This is a genomic window from Kangsaoukella pontilimi (assembly GCF_009830125.1).
In the GTDB taxonomy this organism is placed as follows: Bacteria; Pseudomonadota; Alphaproteobacteria; order Rhodobacterales; family Rhodobacteraceae; genus Kangsaoukella; species Kangsaoukella pontilimi.
This window is the reverse complement of sequence record NZ_WUPT01000005.1, coordinates 73,142-92,841: the sequence shown is the minus strand read 5'-3', so window position 1 is coordinate 92,841 and position 19,700 is coordinate 73,142. Positions and strand designations below refer to the sequence as shown.

The window sequence follows — 19,700 nt, the reverse complement described above, 5'->3', positions numbered from 1 at the left end:
GTTCACGAGTAGAGCGTGCCGCCGGCGTACCAGGCGCAGATCTTCTCTTCTTCGAGCTTGGTCACCTGGCCCGCTGTGCGGACCTGCGGCACGCCCTCGAAGCGCGACGAATGGAGCGAGGCCACCATGATCCAGCGCGGCTGAACCTTGGTCAGCTGGATCGGCACGAGGCGCTTGCCCGAGCCATGCTCGGCTTCCAGTTCGTATTCCAGATAGCGGACTTCCTGTTCGCCCTCGTCGATCCACATGTCGGTGCAATGCCCGACGACCTGATCGTCCTTCGAGAGGATCGGCATGCCGCGCGGGTCGCGCCCGGCCGAGATGAAGAAGCTCTCATGCCCCGCCATCGGCGTGATCTTGGGCTTGCCGTGGGCGTCGAGTTCCGGCGCGTCCTCGCGCGGGGCCCAAGAGGCCGGGCCGACACCGTCGGCCATCGCGTCGCCCGTGGGCATCTGCGGGAAGCCTTCCGAGACGGCCATCTTCTCGAGCGCCAGACCGTCGCGGCGATGCGCGGCCTCGTTCTCGGGCGAGGGCACGGTGATCGAACGGCCGTCGATGGTCTCGAAGGTCTTGGGCTTCGGCACCGGGAACGGTCCCTGGTTGGGCGACGGCGAGCCGTCTTCCATCTCGAGGGGGTAGCCCTCGCGCATGTTTTCGGTCTGGAGATAGAAGACCAGCCCCGCGAAGAAGAGCCAGAAGCCCCATATCGCGGCGCTTGCGAGATCGAAATCTCCGAAGAAAGTAACACCTACCATGTCGTATCCTTCCGTGGGTTAGGTCGGGAAATCGGCAAGCCCGATCCTGCCGTTTTCCGTGGTGGGTTGGTTTGGTTTCAGGAAAGCGAGGCGCACCAGCGGGCCGAGGACGACGAGCGTCCCGAAGAGAAGTGCGATCTCGATGTGATACACGACCGAATAGCCCGTGCCGGGCGTGTCGAGCGTGGGGCCGAGCGCCCCGGATTGTGCCAGCGCGCCGACCGCATCGCGGAGCGTGCCGCCGATGGCGATGGCGAGGCCGGCCGCCGTGGCCTGTGCGGCGCCCCATGCGCCGAGGGCCAGGCCCTGTCCGGCGCGCGCGCCCATGGGCAGCGTCATGGCGGCGGTGAGCGTAGATACGGCGAAGAGCCCGCCGCCGAGGCCGATACCGAAGGCGCCCGCGAAGAAGAGGGCAGGGGAGTTCATGGGATCGGCGAAGATCACCGCCGAGAAGGCGGCGAGGCCCACAAGGATGCCCCGGACGCACATGTGATAGGGGCTGAGCTGCCGGGCGAGCCAGCGCGCGGCGAGCGCGAAGCCCAGAAGCGCGCCGGTGGCCCAGATCGCCGTCAGAAGCGTTGTGGCCGAGACCGAGAGGCCAAGGATCTCGCCGCCGTATGGTTCGAGCAGGACGTCCTGCATGTTGAAGGCCATGGTGCCGAGGAAGACCACCGCCAGAAGCCGCCCGGCATCGCCGCCCGAGGTGAAGTCGGCCCATGCGTCGGCGAATCTGGGGCGCGGCTGGCTGCGCTCTTCGCGGCTCATGGGGCGGACGCTTTCCTGTTTCCAGAGCGCCACGATATTCAGAAGGATCGTCACGACGGCGGTGCCCTGCACCACCTGAATCAGGCGCAGGTTCGAGAAATCGCGCAGCAGGAACCCGACGATGACGGCCGAAATTCCCATTCCGATCAGGAACATGACGTAAAGGAGCGCCACGACGCGGGGGCGTGTCTCATCCGTGGCCCGGTCCGAGGCGAGCGCCAGACCGGCGGTCTGGGTCATGTGGATGCCGATGCCGGTCAGGAGGAAGGCGAGGCCCGCGCCGATCTCGCCCGCGAAGCTGGGGCCGAGCGTCTGGCTTCCGCCGAGGATGATCAGAGCGAAGGGCATGATGGCGAGGCCGCCGAACTGCCAGAGCGAGCCGAACCAGAGATAGGGGATGCGTTTCCAGCCGATGGCGCTTTTGTGGGTGTCCGAGCGGAAGCCCAGAAGCGCGCGGAACGGGGCCGACAGGACCGGGAGCGCGATCATCACCGCGACGATGGTGGCGGGGACCGAAAGCTCGACGATCATCACGCGGTTCAGCGTGCCGAGCAGCATCACCGTCGCCATGCCGACCGAGATCTGGAACAGCGACAGGCGCAGAAGCTGGCCGAGCGGCAGGTCATCGCTGGCCGCGTCCGCGAAGGGCAGGAAGCGGAGCGACAGGCGCTTGACGAGGCTCTGCGGGATGATCATGCGCGCGCCTCCATCGCCTGACTGATGTAGAAGCCGCGGGAGATGCGGGCGTGGACGGACAGGTCCGCCGAAGAGCCGAGTTTCGCGAGATGGTTCGAGATCGTGGCGGCCTTGTGCGGCTGGATCGCGGGGGATCTGTCGGAGCGGGGGAAGGCCTTGCCCGCCCACCACATCGCGGTGAGAAGCGCGGTCTTTGGCGCGACGGTGAAGGCGACCGGGCCGGATGACTGGCGAGTCAGACGGTCGAGCGCGCGCGCGATGTCGGCGGCGGTGTAATGGATCAGGCTGTCCATCGCGATGACGGCGTCGAAATGGCCCAGTTCGGGGTCGAGCATGTCGCCCGGACGATAGGAGATGCGGCCCTTCAGGTGCTCGGGCGTCCGCCGCTCGGCCACGGCCAGAAGAGAGGGCGAGATGTCGATGGCGGTGACCATCGCGCCGCGTTCGGCCAGTTCGATCGACATCTGGCCCGCGCCCGCGCCTGCGTCGAGCACATGGGCGCCGCGGAGGTCGGTCGGCAGGATCGACAGGAGTTCCGCCCGCATGGCGTCACGCCCCTCGCGCACGGTTTGCCGGATGCGGCTTACCGGTGCGTCCGAGGTCAGCGCCTCCCACGTGCGGGAAGCTGTCCGGTCGAAATAGGTTTCCAACCTGTCGCGGGTGTCCTGATAGGTCATCAATCGAATCCCAGGAGTTCGAAGATCTCGCGGTCAGGCAGCGGCGAGGGCGTCAGCGGGTCGTCGCCCACGGAGTTCCAGAGCTTTTCGGCCAGCGAGATGTATTCGGCGCGCGCGGCGAGGATGTCGTCCTCTTCGGGCATCTCGAAAAGCGTCTTCTTCTTCAGCCGCGAGCGGCGGATCGCGTCGTAATCGGGCATATGCGCGATCCGCTTGAAGCCCACGGCGTCGCAGTAGCGATCGACCTCGTCGGTGGCTTTCGAGCGGTTGGCGACGCAACCGGCGAGGCGCACGCCGTAGTTCTTCGACTTGGCCTCGACCGCTGCGATGATGCGGTTCATGGCGTAGATCGAGTCGAAGTCGTTCGCGGTGACGACGAGGGCGCGGTCGGCGTGCTGAAGGGGCGCGGCGAAGCCGCCGCAGACCACGTCACCCAAGACGTCGAAGATCACGACGTCGGTGTCTTCGAGCATATGATGCTGTTTCAGAAGCTTGACGGTCTGGCCCACGACATAGCCGCCGCAGCCGGTGCCGGCGGGCGGGCCGCCCGCCTCGACACACATGACGCCGCCGAAGCCTTCGAACATGAAATCCTCGGGGCGCAGTTCCTCGGCGTGGAAATCGACTTCCTTGAGGATGTCGATGACGGTCGGAACGAGGCTGCCGGTCAGGGTGAAGGTGCTGTCATGCTTCGGGTCGCAGCCGATCTGAAGCACGCGCTTGCCGAGCGTCGCGAAGGCGGCGGAAATGTTCGACGAGGTCGTGGATTTGCCGATACCGCCCTTGCCGTAGACGGAAAAGACCTTGGCCCCTTCGATCTTCATGGAGGCATCCATGTGGACCTGAACGGAGCCTTCCCCATCCTCGCCACGGCGGGTCTGTCCACTGGCCGCGCGAAGGCGGGGTACGTCGATTTCGTCACGGGGGCTCATACGGGCCCTCCTTTCGGGTTTTGTGTGTCGGTGGACGGGCGCCCAGCATTCGAACGGGGTGCGACCGCAATTGGCTTTGCCAATCGCTTTCCCGCACTGGGCCGATATTTCATATCGTCCCTCATTCTGCTGCTATCCCTTCCATCCGGTCTTCAAGGTCGTCGGCGGCATCCTGAAGCGCCGCGAGCGTCGCGTCGTCGGGTTGCCAGTAGTTGCGGTCGGAGGCTTCGATCAGGCGGTTCGCCATGCGGACGCTGGCCTCGGGGTTCAGGGCCGAAAGCCGGCGGCGCATGTCCTCGTCCAGAACGAAGGTCTCGGACAGGCGCTGATAGACCCACGGCTCGACCTGACCGGTCGTCGCCGACCAGCCGAGCGTATTGGTCACATGCGCCTCGATCTGACGGACGCCTTCATGGCCGTGCTGCAGGAGCGGCTCGAAGAATTTCGGGTTCAGGCTGCGCGACCGGGTTTCCAGCGCGATCTGGTCCTGAAGCGTGCGGACCTTGCCCGCGCCGCGCGTCTGGTCGCCGATATAGACGGGCGCATCGGTGCCCTTGGCGCGCTTCACCGCGCGGGCGATGCCGCCGAGCGTGTCGAAGTAGTGGTCGACCGAGGTGACGCCCAGTTCCACGGATTCGAGGTTCTGATAGGCGAGATCGACGTCCTTAAGCGTATTCTGCAGAAGCTCGGCGTTCTTGGCGGCCTTGCCGAAGCGGGAATAGGCAAAGCTCTTCCTTGCCTCGTAGGCGTCGGCCAGTTCTTCCTCGTCCCCGAAGGCCGAGCTGTCGACCAGTTGGTTGACGTTCGAGCCGTAGGCGCCCTCGGCATTCGAGAACACGCGGAGCGCGGCAGTTTCCATGTCGGCGCCGGTCTGTTCGATATAGGCAAGCGCATGGGCGCGGACGAAGTTCTGAGCGACGGGTTCGTCCGCCGTCGCGGCCTTCCACGCGGCTTCGGCCAGCATCCGGGTCTGCAAGGGCAGGAGATCGCGGAAGATACCGGAGAGCGTCATCACCACGTCGATCCGGGGGCGGCCGAGGGTTTCGAGCGGGATCAGGTCGGCGCCCGACAGGCGTCCGTAGCTGTCGAAGCGGGGTTCCGCGCCCATCAGCGCCAGTGCCTGCGCGATGGGGCCGCCGTCGGACTTGATGTTGTCCGAGCCCCAGAGGACCAGAGCCACCGAGCGGGGCAGGGTGGCGTGGGCTTCGAGCAGGCGGTCGGCCTGTGCCTTGCCATCGCTAAGGGCGAAGGCGGTCGGCATCCGGAAGGGATCGAACGCGTGGAGGTTGCGGCCCGTGGGCAGGATGCCCTGATTGCGGATCAGGTCGCCGCCGGGGACCGGCGCGATATAGCGCCCGTCTAGCGCGCGGAGAAGCGCGGGGATCTCGGTCTCGGCCTGAAGGGCGGTATCGAGGGCGGCGCGGGCCTCGGCGCTCAGGTCGGGGATCGCATCGAGCAGGTTGGCGCGCCGCGTATCGTCCATGGGTCGCCCGACCACGTGCAGCCCGTCGGGAATCAGCGCCTCTTCGGTTTCCAGAAGCGCCAGCCAGAGCGTGTCGGGGTCGGTGCCGTCGAGGTCCACCGCCTCGGCCTGGGCGCGGATCAGCTCGGCAAGATCGGGCCGCGCGGGGTCATCGGCACCGATCGAGCGCCACTTGGACACGCTGTCCTTGAGTTCCAGAAGACCCTTGTAGAGACCGGCGGAGGCCAGAGGCGGCGTCAGGTGGGTCACGGTGACCGCGTTCGCCCGGCGCTTGGCCAGCGTCGCCTCGGAGGGGTTGTTGGCGGCGTAGAGGTAGATGTTCGGCAGCTCGCCGATCAGGCGGTCGGGCCAGTCCCGCGCGCCCATGCCCGCCTGACGGCCCGGCATGAATTCGAGCGCGCCGTGCATTCCGAAATGCAGGACGGCATCGGCGGCGAAAGTGTTCCGGAGCCAGAGGTAGAACTGAACGAAAGCATGGGTGGGCGCGAAGCTCTTCTCGAAGAGCAGGCGCATCGGGTCGCCTTCGTAGCCAAAGGTGGGCTGGACACCGACGAAGACCTTGCCGAAGCGCTGGCCCAGGATGAAGACGCCGCGCCCGTCGCTGAGGTGCCGGCCGGGTGCGGGGCCCCAGACGGCTTCGATCTCGGACAGGTTGGGCGTTTTGCGCACGATCGTGTCGGCGTCGACGATGTCGGCGACATTCGCCTCCTGCCCGTGGAGTTTCGCGTTGCCGTTCAGGACCGCGTCGCGCAGAGCCTCGACGCTTGCGGGCGGATCGACGTCGTAACCCGCTGATTTCATTTCGTTCAGCGTGTTGAAGAGGCTCTCGAAGACCGACAGATAGGCCGCCGTCCCGATGGCCCCGGCATTGGGCGGAAAGCCGAAAAGTACGATGGCGACGTTCCGGTCCCCAAGCGCCTTTTTCCGAAGCGCGGCCAGCCGGGCCACTTTTTCGGTAAGCGAGGCGATCCGCTCGTGGCAGGGCGACATGGCACGGGCATCGGCGCCTGACCCCGTGCATCCCCGGTGGCATCCGGTGCACGCGCCGCCGCCATGGCGACCGGCGAAAACCGTGGGGTTCGTCGCGCCGTCGATCTCGGGGAGCGCCACGAGCATCGTGGTCTCGACCGGGCCGAGGCCGCCCTCAGAGGCGCCCCACTGCTCCAGCGTCTGGAATTCGAGCGGGTGCGCGGCCACGTAGGGCACATCCAGTTCGGAGAGGACGCCCACCGCGGCGTCGCTGTCGTTATAGGCCGGGCCGCCGACAAGGCTGAATCCGGTGAGCGAGACGAGGGTGTCCACCTTGCCCCTGAAATAGGCTTCGATCGCGGGCCGCCCGTCCAGCCCCGCCGCGAAGGCGGGCAGCACGTTCAGGCCCTCTGCCTCGAAGGCGCGGATGACCGCGTCGTAATGGGCCGTGTCGGAGGCCAGCACGTAGGACCGCATCAGCAGGAGGCCCACGGTGCCTTTCGCGTCGGATGCCGCAGGGAGTTTCGCCGCGTCAGTGGTGATGCGGCCTTTCAGGTCGGGGTGATAAAGGCCGACATCGGCGTAGTCGATGGGCGCATTCGCGGGGCGGCTTTTCCAGGTGCGGTCGCTGGCATAGCGGCCCACGAGGAAGCGCAGCATCTCTTCGACGTTGTCGTCGGACCCGCCCAGCCAGTACTGCATCGTCAGGAACCAGGCCCGCAGGTCCTGCGCCTTTCCCGGAATGAAGCGCAGGATGCGCGGGATCCGGCGGAGCATCCGCATCTGCTTTTCGCCCGACGCGCCCGAGGGCTTGGACGAGCCGCGGAGCTTTTTCATCAGGCGCACGGCGGCCGATTGCGGGCGGGACATGTCCAGGTCGCCCATCCTGGTCAGCTTGACGATCTGCCCATCCGCGATGACGCCGATAAAGGCGTCGGCCCGGTCGCGCGCGGCGCGCAGCTCGGGCAGGATCGCGGTGATGTGCTCTTCGATGAAAAGCAGGTTGGCGATCACGATATCGGCGGTGTTGACGGCGGCCTTGGCATCGTCGAGCGCGGCCTGATTTTCCGCCCATTCGGCGGCGGCGTGCACGGTGACGACAAGGCCGGGGAAGTCGCGGGCCAGCTTCTGCTCGACACGCGCTGCCGGCCCCGCCGCATGGGCGTCCAGCGTGACGATCGCCACGCGATAGGCGTCTATGCTGCCGTCATCGCGCATAATGGGCCTTTGCCTCGTAAAGCGTGTCGATGCTGATCTCGTTGACCCCGCGCTCGGCGGCGAAGGCCTCGGTGTTGCGGCGCGCCTTGCCGCGCACGAAGAAGGGTACCTTCTTCAGTTCGGTCTCGGCGTCGGCCAGCCAGATGACCTCGCCTGTCTTCGCCTGTTCCGAAATATCCCGGGGGGAGGCCGCAGGCCGGGGGGCAGAGCCCCCGTGATGCGACGGTCCCGCCTGATCGTGGAATTCGAAATCCTCGCGGAACATGGTCAGAAGGTGCTCTTCCAGCCCCATCACCAGCGGGTGCACCCATGTGTCGAAGATGACGTTCGCGCCTTCCCAACCGGCCTGCGGGCTGTAGCGCGCGGGGAAATCCTGAACATGGACCGGACTGGAGATCACGGCGCAGGGGATGCCGAGACGCTTGCCGATATGGCGCTCCATCTGGGTGCCGAGGATCAGTTCGGGCTGGAGCGCGGCGATCGCCTCTTCCACGTCGAGATAATCGTCCGAGATCACGGCCTCGACGCCGTAGTCCTTGGCGAGCGCGCGGATGGACCGGGCGAATTCGCGGTTGTAGCAGCCGAGGCCCGCCACCTCGAAGCCCATCTCGTCGCGGGCGATGCGGGCGGCGGCAGCCACATGGGTGGCGTCGCCGAAGACAAAGACGCGCTTGCCCGTCAGGTAGGTCGAATCGACCGAGGCGCTGTACCAGGGCTGGCGCAGGCGGGTCTCGTCAGCGCGCGCGGGTAGGCCCGCGAGAGAGGCGGCCTCTTCGATGAAGTCGCGGGTCGCGCCGACGCCGATTGGCACGGTTTTCGTAAAGGGCTGACCATGGGTCCGTTCGAGCCAGCGCGCCGCCGCTTCGCCCGTCTCGGGGTAAAGGAGCACGTTGAAATGCGCAGCGGCGAGGCGGGTCAGATCAGAGGGCGCGGCACCCATGGGGGCCACCACGTTCACGTCGATGCCGATCTCATTGAGAAGCGCGGTGACCTCGACGATATCGTCGCGGTGGCGGAAGCCGAGACCGGTGGGGCCGAGGATATTGGCCGACACGCGGTCCGTCCGCTCGGCCGGGCCGGCAAGGTGGCGGACAAGCTGGAAGAAGGTTTCGTCCGCGCCGAAATTCTCTTTCCGCTGGTAGGACGGCAGTTCGAGCGGGATGACCGGAATCGGCAGGCCGATGGCCTCGGCCAGCCCGCCGGGATCGTCCTGGATCAGTTCGGCGGTGCAGGAGGCTCCGACGATCAGGGCTTCCGGCCGATACCGCTCGTAGGCGTCGCGGCAGGCGCGGGCGAAAAGCTCGGCGGTGTCCGAGCCGAGGTCGCGGGCCTGAAAGGTGGTGTAGGTGACGGGCGGGCGGTGGTCGCGCCGCTCGATCATGGTGAAGAGCAGGTCGGCATAGGTGTCGCCCTGCGGCGCGTGGAGCACGTAATGCACGCCCTTCATGCCGGTCGCGACCCGCATCGCGCCCACATGGGGCGGGCCCTCATATGTCCAGAGCGACAGCTTCATGTGGCGACCTTCAGGGGGGCTGTCTGCCCCCCAGCCTCTTCGAGGCTTCCCCCCGAGGATTTTCCGGACCCAAAGAACGGATGGTTCTTCAGGAGTGACCGGCGGTTGAGGGGGCGGGCGAAGAGTTCCGCGAGGTCTCCGGCCTGTTCGTAGAAGTGGACCGGCGTGAAGACAAGCTCGATGGCCCATTTCGTGGCGAGGCCTTCCGCCTCGAGCGGGTTGGCAAGGCCGAGGCCGCAGACCGACAGGTCGGGCCGGTCGGCGCGGGCGCGGTCAAGCTGCAGGTCGACGTCCTGCCCTTCGGACAGGCGCGGACCCGGCGCGATCAGGGCGAGTTCGGGGGCCATCAGGTCGCGGTGGAGGAAAGGGGTTCCGATCTCGACGGCGGTCATCCCGCATTCGCGCGTGAGGAACCGTGCGAGCGGGATCTCGAGCTGACTGTCGGGGAAGAAGAAGACGCTTTTGCCGCAAAGCTGTTCGGCCCGGCGGGCGACGGCGGCTTTTGCGCGGGCGCGGGGCGCTTCGGTGACGCGGTCGAAATGCTCACGGGCCACGCCGAATTCCTGCGCGACGGCCCAGAGCCAGGCTGTCGTGCCTTCCTCGCCGAAGGGGAAGGGGGCCGCTATGCGGCGCGCGCCGCGCCGGTCCAGCGCCGCGGAGGTGTCACCGAGAAACGGCTGGGTCAGGGCGTATACCGTGTGCGTGCCGATGGCGGGCGTCTCGTCGACATGCCGCGCGGGGAGAACGCGGACAGTGTCGATGCCGAGCTGGCCGAGAAGCGACAGCGCCTGATCCTCGACCACGTCGGGCAGTGCGCCGACGACCAAAAGTTCTTTCGCCTCGGTGGCCGGCAGACCGGGGACCATCGCGGCAAGGCAGGCGTCTTCGCCCTGGGTAAACGTCGTCTCGATCCCCGAGCCGGAATAGTTGATGACGCGGATGCGGGGGCCGTGAAGAGCGGAAAGCCGCTCGGCCGCGCGGGCCAGATCGAGCTTGATCACCTCGGACGGGCAGGAGCCGACGAGGAAGACCTGCCGTATGTCAGGCCGCCTTGACAGTAGCTTTGCAACTTCGCGGTCGAGTTCCTCATGCGCGTCGGCCAGACCGGCGAGATCCTTCTCTTCGAGAATCGCCGTGCCGAAGCGCGGTTCCGCGAAGATCATGACACCGGCGGCGGACTGCAGAAGATGGGCGCAGGTGCGCGATCCGACCACGAGGAAAAACGCGTCCTGCATCTTGCGATGGAGCCAGATGATTCCGGTCAGCCCGCAGAACACCTCGTGCTGGCCGCGCTCCTTGAGAACGGGGGTGTCTGCGCAGCCTGACAGCGGTGCATTTCCGGGGCGCACATTCATGAGACAGCCGCCGCTTCCAGCCGCGCGAGGCGCAGCTTTCTGAGGAACTGTCCGGCGTTGACGACATAGGCCGCATAGGCCGCGAGCGCGACCGCCATCAACTGGTCGGGGGAGAGCGAACCTGTTGAAAGCGCCCATATATACAAGGTGTGGAGCGCAATGACGACGAAGCTGAACACGTCTTCCCAGAAGAACGGTTTCGCGAAGAGCCATTTGCCGAAGACGACCTTTTCCCAGATCGAGCCGGTCACCATGATTGCGTAGAGCACGAGTGTCTTCACGACGATAGACACCGTCGCCGCCTCGTAGCCGCTGCCGGTCAGAAGGTACCGGACAACAAGCGCCAGCGAGACGAGGAACACCACGAATTGAAGGGGCGCCAGCACGCCCTGAACAAGTGTCCAAGGAGAGGCATCCCGCCGCGCCCGCTCGGCCTCGGTATAGATCCGAAACCCATGCGGGGTTTGTTCGTCCAGAACGGACATCCGCAATCTCCCCATCAGGCGGTGTCCAGGAAGGTTAGTCCTCGCATGTGGAAAGTGTCAATCTAAACTTACACTTGAAATCTGACGTCAACGCCTACTTACACATTGGTCGGATTTGCGTCGGAGCGCCAAAAAATGTCCTATTTTAAAGCATTTTTGCAGATGGACGCCGGTTTGGCCCGAAACAGGCCCGCCAAAATGTCAATTCACTTTGACATTCTCCGCCCGGAGTCTGAAACTGGTCATGCTGTAGGCGCCGAGTCGTGCGGGCATCTGGTCCGCGCCGAGCAAGTCCGCAGCCTGGAAAGGTCTATGACCGACGGCCCCGAAACATCGCGCAAGGGCCAGAGAGTCGAAACCGAACGTCCGGTTGCGACTCTCGCGAGCGAAGCGCTCAGGGTTCTGGTCCGCCAACGCGGAGCCGGACCCAAAAGGCTGTCCGAAGACTGGATCGGGCTGCTTCGGACGGGCGTGCTTGGGCGGACGACAGAACAACGTGAGGATGCGATCTCGGACCTGATGGGATCCGGGCTCAAGCTGAATGAACTGATTGACCTGTATATTCCCGAGGTGGCCAGACGCCTTGGCGAGGAGTGGTGCACCGACCAGACCAGCTTTGCAGATGTCACGATCGGCGCGGCAAGGCTGCAGGGAATGCTTCGCGACCTTCTGCAGGACGTGTATCGAAAGCATCCGCCGAAAGACACGGGCGGAATAGCGGTTGCCGTGCTGGCGGGAGAAAGCCACACGCTTGGCGCGATGATCATAACGGCGCAGCTCAGACGGCTGGGCGTCTCGGTAAGGCTTGTTCTCAGCCTCGATCTTGAGGAGGCCGCGCTGAATCTCGCCGGCGAAGACCGTTTCGATGCGATAATGATTTCGGCATCGCATGTCGAAAGCCTTGTGCAAGTGGGAAAATTTGTCGAAAAGTTAAGGCAGAAAACGAACCGGAGTATCCCGATTGTCGTGGGTGGTCCGGTCATGGGAACTGGGAAGGACGTGAAGGCCGTCACAGGGGCGGACTTCGCGACATCGGATGTAGTTGAGGCACTTCGGTTATGCCAGCTGAAGATTTCCCCGCACGTCGCCGGCGTCAACGCGAAGGTGGGTTAGATGATGCAGACGGTCACTTCTCATGGAAGTTCGGGCCGATGAGTTCGCGGGGCACAAAATACTGGAGTTCGGGTTCTATTCCGCTGATAGGCCCCGATGTCCTTGGCGATATCATTGCCAAGGCGGCCGATATTTCAGTGGTGATTTCCGAAAGCGGCACTGTTCTGAGCGTGCTGATCAATCCCGACCATCCCAGTTTCGGCAAGCTCGACGGGTGGGAAGGCCGCGACATCCGCGAGTTCCTGACCATCGAGAGCGTTCCCAAGCTGGAAGCGCAGCTTGACCGTTTCATGGAAGAGCGGGCGCGTCCGTCCGCGATCGAGCTGAACCACGCGGACGACACCAATCTGGAATTCCCGATCCGCTACTCGTTCCACGGCATCGGCCCCGATGGCGCGATCCTGATGCTGGGGCGCGACCTGCGCCCGGTGGCCGAGATGCAGCGGCAGTTGATCAACGCGCAGATGGCGCTTGAGAAGGATTACGAGACACAGCGCGAATTCGACACGCGGTTCCGTGTGCTCATGGAAGAGTGCCGGGAAGCCTTCGTGTTCATCGCCCATGCCTCGGGACGAATCGTCGAGTTGAACAAGACGGCGGCAAGCCTTCTTGGCGGCTCGGTGGAAGAGCTTCAGGGCTCGGCTCTGGCGCAGGAATTCGACAGCCGCCGCAAGGGCGAGCTGATGTCGAGCCTGACGACGCAGGCCATGTCTGACGGGATGGCGCCGGTCGAGGTCGTGGCGCGCCGGTCGCGGAAGACGCTCGGGCTGTCGGCCACCGCGTTCCGCGCGGCGGGCGAACGTATGCTGCTTTGCCGTCTGTCGCCGCCGGATGACGACGATCACGTGTCCGATGAGCTGAGCGAGAACCTGTCGGCGCTTTATCAGGAAGGCGTGGAGGGCATCGTCTTCACCGATCAGGAAGGTGTCATTCAGGCCGCGAACGAGAGCTTCCTGAACTTCGTGGACGCCCCGCATCTTTCCCGTGTGAAGGGCCGGTCGCTTGGCGACTTCTTCTCGCGCGGTGCGGTCGACCTCAAGGTTATGACCGAGAATGCGCGGCGCGTCGGCCAGATGCGTCTTTACGCGACGAAGCTGACTTCGGAGTTCGGCAGCCAGGTCAGCGTCGAGATCTCTTCGGCATGGCTGAACGACCGCGCCAACCCGGCTGTCGTCTTCGTCATTCGTGATGCAAGCCGGGCGGAGGCCATCCGGAAGACGGGACCGTCCTCGAACGACGAGGGCATGCGCAGCGTGATGGAGCTGGTCGGTTCGGCCTCGCTCAAGGAAATCGTGAGCGAAACCAACGATGTCGTCGAAAAGATGTGCATCGAAACGGCCGTCGAGCTGACGCGGAACAACCGTGTTGCGGCGGCCGAGATGCTGGGGCTCAGCCGTCAGAGCCTTTATGTCAAGCTCAGGAAATACGGGCTGCTCGAACGCAGCGACTAAGCGGCCCGACCCTCAAGACTCTCCTTGCTAGATGGACAGTTGTAGTGTGTACTTTACACTATGACTGTAAGCCCAGATTTACACCTGCCTGACGCCTCGTCCCGCCGCTGGCCTGCGCCGCGCGGTTTGCTGCGGCTGACCAAGCCGGTCACGTGGTTCCCGCCGATGTGGGCCTATCTCTGCGGGATCGTATCGGCCGGGATTTCTCCGTGGGATCGCTGGCCGCTCGTCGTGTTGGGCGTCGTGCTTGCCGGGCCGGTCGTCTGCGGCATGAGCCAGGTGATCAACGACTGGGCCGACCGGGATGTGGATGCCATCAACGAACCGCACCGCCCGATCCCGAGCGGAATGGTGTCACCCGGATGGGCATTCGCTTTTGCCGTCCTACTGAGCGGGCTGTCGCTGTGGCTGGGGTCATTCCTGGGCATCTGGGGCCTCGGCGCGACGGCTGTCGCGGTTGTCGCCGCCTGGGTCTATTCGGTGCCGCCCTTCCGGCTGAAGCGGTCGGGATGGTGGGGGCCGGGGCTGGTCGGGCTGTCCTATGAAAGCCTGCCGTGGTTCACCGGCGCCGCCGTGCTGAGCGTCGGCGCGCCATCCTTTCCGGTGGTCATCGTCGCGCTGCTGTACGGCATCGGCGCGCATGGCATCATGACAATCAACGATTTCAAGGCCCTGGAGGGGGACCGCGCCACGGGTGTCCGGTCCTTGCCAGTGGTTGTCGGGCCTGATGTCGCCGCTCGAATCGCCTGTATGGTGATGACCCTGCCGCAGCTTCTGGTCATCTCGATGCTGGTCGTCTGGGGCCAGCCGGTCTTCGCGGCTGTTGTCGCGCTTGGCCTGATCGGCCAGTTCGCCGCCATGCGGGTCTGGATGCGCGACCCGGCTGGAAAAGCGCCATGGTATAACGGAACGGGCGTCACACTTTACGTGCTCGGCATGATGGTCAGCGCGGTGGCGATCCGCTCGCTCGGGGTGGCGCCATGACACTGTGCTGGTTCGCGATCGTCCGGCTTGGTCTTGTGCAGATGTGCCTTGGCGCGATTGTCGTCCTGACCACGTCGACGCTGAACCGTCTCATGGTTGTCGAGCTTGCCTTGCCGGCGGTGCTGCCCGGTCTTCTGGTGGCGCTGCATTACGGTATTCAGATCACCCGCCCGAACTGGGGGTTCCTGAGCGATCAGGGTGGGCATCGGTCGCGCTGGATCATCGGGGGCATGCTGGCGCTTGGGGCAGGAGCAATGGGCGCGGCGCTTGCCATTCCGCTGTTCGAGAGCAGTTTTCTCGCCGGGCTGGCGGCCAGTATCGTGGCCTATGCCCTGATCGGTCTGGGCGTCGGTGCCTCGGGCACATCGTTGCTGGCGCTGTTGGCAACCGCAACGGCACCCCGGCGGCGTGCGGCGGCGGCCACGATCACGTGGCTGATGATGATCTTCGGGATCGCCGTCACGGCGGCCACGGTGGGTGCGTTCCTTGATCCCTACAGCCATGCGCTGTTGCTGAAGATCGTAGCGACGGTCGTTCTGTCGGCGTTTCTGCTGACCTGCCTTGCTGTCGCTGGCATCGAGCGCGGCGTCATCGCACGGCCCGAGCCGGATGCGATGCCGTTCCGCGAAGGGCTTGCCGAGATCTGGGCCGAGCCCAAGGCGCGGCTCTTCACGCTCTTCGTCTTCCTGTCCATGACGGCTTATTTCATGCAGGAACTGATCCTCGAGCCCTATGCCGGTCTGGTCTTCGGCTTCGCGCCGGGACAATCCACGCAGCTTTCGGGCGCGCAGAATGGCGGCGTTTTCATAGGGATGCTGCTGGTAGGTATCGCGGCGACGGGTCTGCGCCTTGGCACGCTAAGGGCGTGGGTCATCGGCGGATGCCTGGGATCGGCGCTTTCGCTTACCATAATCTCTGTTATCGGCCCGATGCGGATTGACCTTTTGCTGCCCGCCACGGTGCTTCTGGGCTTTTTCAACGGGGTTTTCGCGGTGGCCGCCATCGGCTCGATGATGGCGCTGGCCGGCGAGGGCCGGAGTGCGCGCGAAGGCACGCGGATGGGCCTCTGGGGCGCTGCGCAAGCCATTGCCGCCGGTTTCGGCGGGCTCGTCGGCGCGGCCGCCGTCGATATCCTACGCCAGGTCACCGACACGCCCCTCGCCTTCGGCATGGTCTTCTTCTTCGAAGCCCTGCTTTTCGTCGCCGCCGCGCTCATGGCGCTTAGAATCATGGAGGGCCGTGCCATCGCGCCGGCCGCCGTTCCGGGAGAATGAACATGCGTTATGATGTTGTCGTCGTAGGCGGCGGCCCCGCCGGAACGGTCGCGGCCGAGGATCTGGCCCGCGCCGGGCGCAAGGTGGCATTTCTGGACCGGGCCGGACGGATCAAACCCTGCGGTGGCGCCATCCCGCCCCGTCTGATCGAGGATTTCGATATTCCCGACAGTCAGATCGTGGCCAAGATCTCGACCGCGCGGATGATCTCACCCACGCAGCGCGCCGTGGACATCCCCATTGAAAACGGGTTCGTCGGCATGGTCGACCGCGAGCATTTCGACGAGTTCCTGCGGCTCCGCGCCAAGGATGCCGGGGCCGAGCGGTTCACCGGGACATTCCTGAGGATCGAGCGGGACGAGAGCGGGCCGTCGGTCATCTACCGCGACAAGGAAACGCGCGAGGAGCGGCGACTGGAGACGACCCTGATCATCGGAGCCGATGGCGCGCGGTCCGACGTGGCCCGCGCCGAGGTGCCGGGTGGCGACACGATCCCCTACGTCATCGCGTATCACGAGATCATCAAGGCGCCCGGCAAGATCGGGACATACGACCCGATGCGGTGCGACGTGATCTATGACGGCACGATCAGCCCTGATTTCTACGGCTGGGTTTTCCCTCATGGCGCGAGCGCCAGCGTCGGCATGGGCACCGGCGTCGATGGCGTGGACCTGAAGAAGGCGACTGCGGATCTGCGCGTGGCCTCGGGCCTCGACGGGTGCGAGACGATCCGCAAAGAGGGCGCGCCGATCCCTCTGAAGCCTCTCGACAAGTGGGACAACGGCAAGGACGTGGTGCTTGCGGGCGATGCGGCGGGTGTCGTTGCGCCCTCGTCCGGCGAGGGGATCTATTACGCGATGGTCGGCGGGCGCGTGGCCGCGACGGCGGCGCAGGCGGCGCTGGTATCGGGGCGGGCGAAAGACCTGGCCCTGGCGCGGAAGCTCTTCATGAAAGAGCACAAGACCGTGTTCCGCGTCCTGCGGTCGATGCAGGATGCCTATTACAAGTCCGACGAGCGGCGCGAGCGTTTCGTCAGCCTGTGTCACGATGTCGACGTGCAAAGGCTGACCTTCGAAGCCTATATGAACAAGAAACTCGTCAAGGCGCGGCCCATGGCTCATATCAAGATCGGATTGAAGAACCTTGCGCATCTGACACGTCTCGTGCCGGAGACATATGCATGACAGAGCTTATTCCGGCATGGGTGGAGGGCGAGCTTCAGCCCGTCGAAAAGCTGGAGGTTCACCAGAAGGGGCTGCGGCACAAGGCGATCAGCGTCTTTGCGCTGGATGGCGACAGGGTCCTGATCCAGCAGCGCGCGCTGTCGAAATATCACACGCCCGGTCTCTGGGCGAATACCTGCTGCACGCATCCGCACTGGAACGAGTCCTCTGTGGAGTGCGCCATTCGCCGTCTTCGGGAAGAGCTTGGGATGACCGGTGTCTCGCCCGTCTTCCGCGATCAGGTTGAGTACCGCGCCCCGGTGGGTAATGGTCTGATCGAGCACGAGGTGGTCGACATTTTCGTCGTCCCGGATGCGGGCCGCATCGCCGTCGAGCCGAACCCCGACGAGGTCATGGCGACCCGTTGGGTAGATCTCTATGAACTGGCCGCGCATGTGAAGCGGAAGCCGGACGAATACACGCCCTGGCTGCGCATCTATCTCGACCGCTACATGGACCGCATTTTCGCCAGTCTCGTCCGCGCCTGACGCCTCAGGCGCGCGCCTCTCCGAATGCTGCGGGAACGACGCCGAGCGCTTCGAGCGCTGTGGCGGCGATATCGGATGCCGTGAGTTTCGCCTCCGCGTACATGTCCGCAGGGCTTGCCTGATCGATGAAGCGGTCGGGAAGCGTCATGGTCCGGATGCGCAGGCCGCGATCGAGCGCGCCCTTGTCCGCCAGATGGTGGAGCACCTGTGCGCCGAAGCCGCCGCGCGCGCCCTGCTCGACGGTGATCAGGGCGCGGTGCTGCTTGGCGAGCTGGCCGATCAGCGCGGTATCCAGCGGCTTGGCGAACCGCGCGTCTGCGACGGTGGTTGACAGACCGCGCGCCGCCAGCTCTTCCGCCGCCTTCAGGCATTCCGACAGATGCGCGCCGAAAGACAGGATCGCGACTGCGTCGCCTTCCTGCACGATCCGGCCCTTGCCGATCTCGATGGGCTGGCCCCGCTCGGGCATCTCGACGCCGGTCCCCTCGCCCCGCGGATAGCGGAACGCAATGGGCCCTTCGTCGTAATGGGCGGCGGTGGCGACCATGTGGACCAGTTCGGCCTCATCCGCGGCGGCCATCACGACCATGTTCGGAAGGCTCGCCATGTAGCCGATATCGAAGGCGCCGGCATGTGTGGGACCGTCTGCCCCCACCAGCCCGGCACGGTCGATTGCGAAGCGCACCGGCAGGTTCTGAAGCGCGACGTCATGGACCACCTGATCATATCCGCGCTGAAGGAAGGTCGAATAGATCGCGCAGAAGGGTTTCAGCCCGCCCGCCGCCATTGCGGCTGCAAAGGTGACGGCGTGCTGTTCGGCGATCCCCACGTCGAAGACGCGCGCCGGAAAGCGGTCGGCCATAATGTTCAGCCCGGTGCCCGAGGGCATGGCCGCCGTGACGGCGACGACCCGTGGATCGCGGGAGGCCTCGTCCGTCAGGGTCTTGCCAAAGACGCTGGTATAGCTGGGCGCGTTGGATTTCGCTTTCTTCTGGGTGCCGCTGACGACGTCGAACTTCGCGACGCCGTGATACTTGTCGGCCGAGCTCTCCGCGAAGGAATAGCCCTTGCCCTTGACGGTACAGGCATGGATCAGGACGGGGCCGTCGGCACGGGCGCGAGCGGCGCGCAGAACCGCCAGAAGCTGGTCCATGTCGTGGCCGTCGATGGGGCCGATATAGGTAAATCCCAGTTCCTCGAAAAGCGTCCCCTGCCCGCCCGGAAGGCCGGTCACGAGCTGACGCGCGCGGCGCGCACCGTCGCGGAACGGGCCGGGCAACGCCGCCTCGAACCCTTCGGCCATGCGGTGAAGCGGCGTGTTGGCGTAAAGGCCCGACAGATACGCCGACATGGCGCCGACGGGCGGCGCGATGGACATCTCGTTGTCGTTCAGGATGACGAAGAGCCGGCGCTTTTCGTGGCCTGCGTTGTTGAGCGCCTCATAGGCCATGCCGGCGCTGATCGAGCCGTCGCCGATGACGGCAATCGCGTCGCCCGTGGGCTGGCCCATGTCGCGCGCCACGGCGAAACCGAGCGCGGCGGAGATCGAGGTCGAGGAATGCGCCGCGCCGAAGGGGTCGAACTCGCTTTCCGCGCGCTTGGTGAAGCCCGAGAGGCCGTCGCGCTGGCGGAGCGTTCTGATCCGGTCGCGGCGGCCGGTCAGGATCTTGTGCGGATAGCACTGGTGGCCGACGTCCCAGACCAACTTGTCCACCGGCGTGTTGAAGACCGCATGGATCGCCACGGCCAGTTCGACCACGCCAAGCGACGAGCCGAGGTGGCCCCCGGTCTCGGACACGGCCGAAATCACCTCGGCCCGAAGCTCGTCCGCGATGCGCGAAAGGTCGTGATCGGAGAAGGCCTTGAGGTCGGACGGCCCGGCAATCCGGTCGAGAAGCGGGGTTTCAGGACGACTCATGGCGTGACCTCCGGAAGTATGATAAAAAAAGGCGTCGCGAGGGTTGAGCCCAAGCGACGCCAGTTCCCTGTAGCCAACAGGAAGGGAACCGGGGTGTGGAGGCCCCGAGGATCGGGCGCGGCTAGACGCCCGACTCCGTGGAGAGGGGCGGTGTGCTGCAAAGCCACACCGCCCCCGCTCAGACCAGGGCGCTGGCGAGAGCCGCGCCGCTTTCAAGGGCCGCGAACGGGTCCTCCGGCAAGATGCTGGAGATCGCGATCAGAGCGAAGATGAACAGCACCACTCCGAAGAAGACCAAGGCGCCCCAACCCGCTCCCGCCGCCATCTGGGTGAAGACCCACATCTTCAGCGACGGTTTCTGATCGTTTTCCAGATACCAGGGTTCGTTTCTGTCAGACATG

The 19,700-nt window shown here is 65.4% G+C and carries 15 protein-coding genes and 1 pseudogene; 6 read left to right on the top strand and 10 right to left on the bottom strand.

Annotation, left to right across the window (positions count from 1 at the left end):
• Positions 1-2: 2 nt before the first annotated feature.
• From puhA to bchF, 8 genes and pseudogenes are all read right to left on the bottom strand, one after another.
• Positions 3-755 carry a photosynthetic reaction center subunit H gene (gene puhA / locus GQ651_RS18190; protein ID WP_160765709.1) on the bottom strand — a complete coding sequence of 251 codons (753 nt, stop codon included), beginning with the start codon at positions 753-755 and terminating at the stop codon, positions 3-5.
• Positions 756-773: 18 nt separating this feature from the next.
• Positions 774-2,216: a PucC family protein gene (locus GQ651_RS18185; protein ID WP_160765708.1), complete on the bottom strand. Its 1,443-nt coding sequence runs from the start codon at positions 2,214-2,216 to the stop codon at positions 774-776.
• On the bottom strand, positions 2,213-2,893 hold the full coding sequence (gene bchM / locus GQ651_RS18180) for a magnesium protoporphyrin IX methyltransferase (protein ID WP_160765707.1): 681 nt from the start codon (positions 2,891-2,893) through the stop codon (positions 2,213-2,215). Before bchM ends, GQ651_RS18185 begins: the two co-directional genes overlap by 4 nt.
• A complete protein-coding gene (gene bchL / locus GQ651_RS18175; protein WP_227258365.1) occupies positions 2,893-3,729 on the bottom strand; it encodes a ferredoxin:protochlorophyllide reductase (ATP-dependent) iron-sulfur ATP-binding protein in 837 nt (278 codons plus the stop codon). The genes bchM and bchL overlap by 1 nt, the downstream gene beginning before the upstream one ends.
• A 217-nt stretch (positions 3,730-3,946) precedes the next feature.
• Positions 3,947-7,495, bottom strand: a complete 3,549-nt coding sequence (locus tag GQ651_RS18170) for a magnesium chelatase subunit H (RefSeq protein ID WP_160765705.1) — start codon at positions 7,493-7,495, stop codon at positions 3,947-3,949.
• Positions 7,485-9,008 (bottom strand): ferredoxin:protochlorophyllide reductase (ATP-dependent) subunit B, encoded by a 1,524-nt coding sequence (bchB, locus tag GQ651_RS18165; RefSeq protein ID WP_160765704.1) that lies wholly within the window; start codon positions 9,006-9,008, stop codon positions 7,485-7,487. Before bchB ends, GQ651_RS18170 begins: the two co-directional genes overlap by 11 nt.
• Positions 9,009-9,094: 86 nt before the next feature.
• A pseudogene (locus GQ651_RS18160) lies at positions 9,095-10,363 on the bottom strand (ferredoxin:protochlorophyllide reductase (ATP-dependent) subunit N); the annotation flags it as partial.
• Entirely contained in the window at positions 10,360-10,848 is a 489-nt protein-coding gene (bchF, locus tag GQ651_RS18155; RefSeq protein ID WP_160765702.1) for a 2-vinyl bacteriochlorophyllide hydratase, read from the bottom strand. The pseudogene GQ651_RS18160 and the gene bchF, both read right to left, overlap by 4 nt.
• Positions 10,849-10,983: 135 nt before the next feature.
• Between bchF and GQ651_RS18150 the strand changes: the two genes are divergently transcribed.
• Genes GQ651_RS18150 through idi form a run of 6 tightly spaced genes read left to right on the top strand, consistent with a single transcriptional unit; the run spans position 10,984 to position 17,381 of the window.
• Positions 10,984-11,961, top strand: coding sequence for a cobalamin B12-binding domain-containing protein (locus tag GQ651_RS18150; RefSeq protein ID WP_160765701.1), 978 nt, complete (start codon positions 10,984-10,986; stop codon positions 11,959-11,961).
• A gap of 38 nt (positions 11,962-11,999) precedes the next feature.
• Positions 12,000-13,412, top strand: a complete 1,413-nt coding sequence (ppsR, locus tag GQ651_RS18145) for a transcriptional regulator PpsR (RefSeq protein ID WP_160765700.1) — start codon at positions 12,000-12,002, stop codon at positions 13,410-13,412.
• Between the two features lie 60 nt (positions 13,413-13,472).
• A complete protein-coding gene (chlG, locus tag GQ651_RS18140; protein ID WP_160765699.1) occupies positions 13,473-14,396 on the top strand; it encodes a chlorophyll synthase ChlG in 924 nt (307 codons plus the stop codon).
• Complete coding sequence (locus GQ651_RS18135; RefSeq protein WP_160765698.1) at positions 14,393-15,670, top strand: BCD family MFS transporter; 1,278 nt, start codon at positions 14,393-14,395, stop codon at positions 15,668-15,670. The genes chlG and GQ651_RS18135 overlap by 4 nt, the downstream gene beginning before the upstream one ends.
• A 2-nt stretch (positions 15,671-15,672) precedes the next feature.
• Positions 15,673-16,854 carry a geranylgeranyl diphosphate reductase gene (locus GQ651_RS18130; RefSeq protein ID WP_160765697.1) on the top strand — a complete coding sequence of 394 codons (1,182 nt, stop codon included), beginning with the start codon at positions 15,673-15,675 and terminating at the stop codon, positions 16,852-16,854.
• A complete protein-coding gene (gene idi / locus GQ651_RS18125; protein ID WP_160765696.1) occupies positions 16,851-17,381 on the top strand; it encodes an isopentenyl-diphosphate Delta-isomerase in 531 nt (176 codons plus the stop codon). The genes GQ651_RS18130 and idi overlap by 4 nt, the downstream gene beginning before the upstream one ends.
• Positions 17,382-17,385: 4 nt before the next feature.
• Here idi and dxs read toward each other — a convergent pair whose 3' ends face one another.
• Positions 17,386-19,299: a 1-deoxy-D-xylulose-5-phosphate synthase gene (dxs, locus tag GQ651_RS18120; RefSeq protein WP_160765695.1), complete on the bottom strand. Its 1,914-nt coding sequence runs from the start codon at positions 19,297-19,299 to the stop codon at positions 17,386-17,388.
• A gap of 178 nt (positions 19,300-19,477) precedes the next feature.
• Entirely contained in the window at positions 19,478-19,699 is a 222-nt protein-coding gene (gene pufX, locus GQ651_RS18115; protein WP_160765694.1) for an RC-LH1 core complex protein PufX, read from the bottom strand.
• Between the last annotated feature and the right edge of the window lies 1 nt (position 19,700).

Coding starts and splice junctions, on each gene's coding strand:
- puhA (WP_160765709.1), bottom strand. CDS start 755: ATGGTAGGTGTTACTTTCTTCGGAGATTTCGATCTCGCAAGCGCCGCG.
- GQ651_RS18185 (WP_160765708.1), bottom strand. CDS start 2,216: ATGATCATCCCGCAGAGCCTCGTCAAGCGCCTGTCGCTCCGCTTCCTG.
- bchM (WP_160765707.1), bottom strand. CDS start 2,893: ATGACCTATCAGGACACCCGCGACAGGTTGGAAACCTATTTCGACCGG.
- bchL (WP_227258365.1), bottom strand. CDS start 3,729: ATGGATGCCTCCATGAAGATCGAAGGGGCCAAGGTCTTTTCCGTCTAC.
- GQ651_RS18170 (WP_160765705.1), bottom strand. CDS start 7,495: ATGCGCGATGACGGCAGCATAGACGCCTATCGCGTGGCGATCGTCACG.
- bchB (WP_160765704.1), bottom strand. CDS start 9,008: ATGAAGCTGTCGCTCTGGACATATGAGGGCCCGCCCCATGTGGGCGCG.
- bchF (WP_160765702.1), bottom strand. CDS start 10,848: ATGTCCGTTCTGGACGAACAAACCCCGCATGGGTTTCGGATCTATACC.
- GQ651_RS18150 (WP_160765701.1), top strand. CDS start 10,984: ATGTCCTATTTTAAAGCATTTTTGCAGATGGACGCCGGTTTGGCCCGA.
- ppsR (WP_160765700.1), top strand. CDS start 12,000: ATGAGTTCGCGGGGCACAAAATACTGGAGTTCGGGTTCTATTCCGCTG.
- chlG (WP_160765699.1), top strand. CDS start 13,473: ATGACTGTAAGCCCAGATTTACACCTGCCTGACGCCTCGTCCCGCCGC.
- GQ651_RS18135 (WP_160765698.1), top strand. CDS start 14,393: ATGACACTGTGCTGGTTCGCGATCGTCCGGCTTGGTCTTGTGCAGATG.
- GQ651_RS18130 (WP_160765697.1), top strand. CDS start 15,673: ATGCGTTATGATGTTGTCGTCGTAGGCGGCGGCCCCGCCGGAACGGTC.
- idi (WP_160765696.1), top strand. CDS start 16,851: ATGACAGAGCTTATTCCGGCATGGGTGGAGGGCGAGCTTCAGCCCGTC.
- dxs (WP_160765695.1), bottom strand. CDS start 19,299: ATGAGTCGTCCTGAAACCCCGCTTCTCGACCGGATTGCCGGGCCGTCC.
- pufX (WP_160765694.1), bottom strand. CDS start 19,699: ATGTCTGACAGAAACGAACCCTGGTATCTGGAAAACGATCAGAAACCG.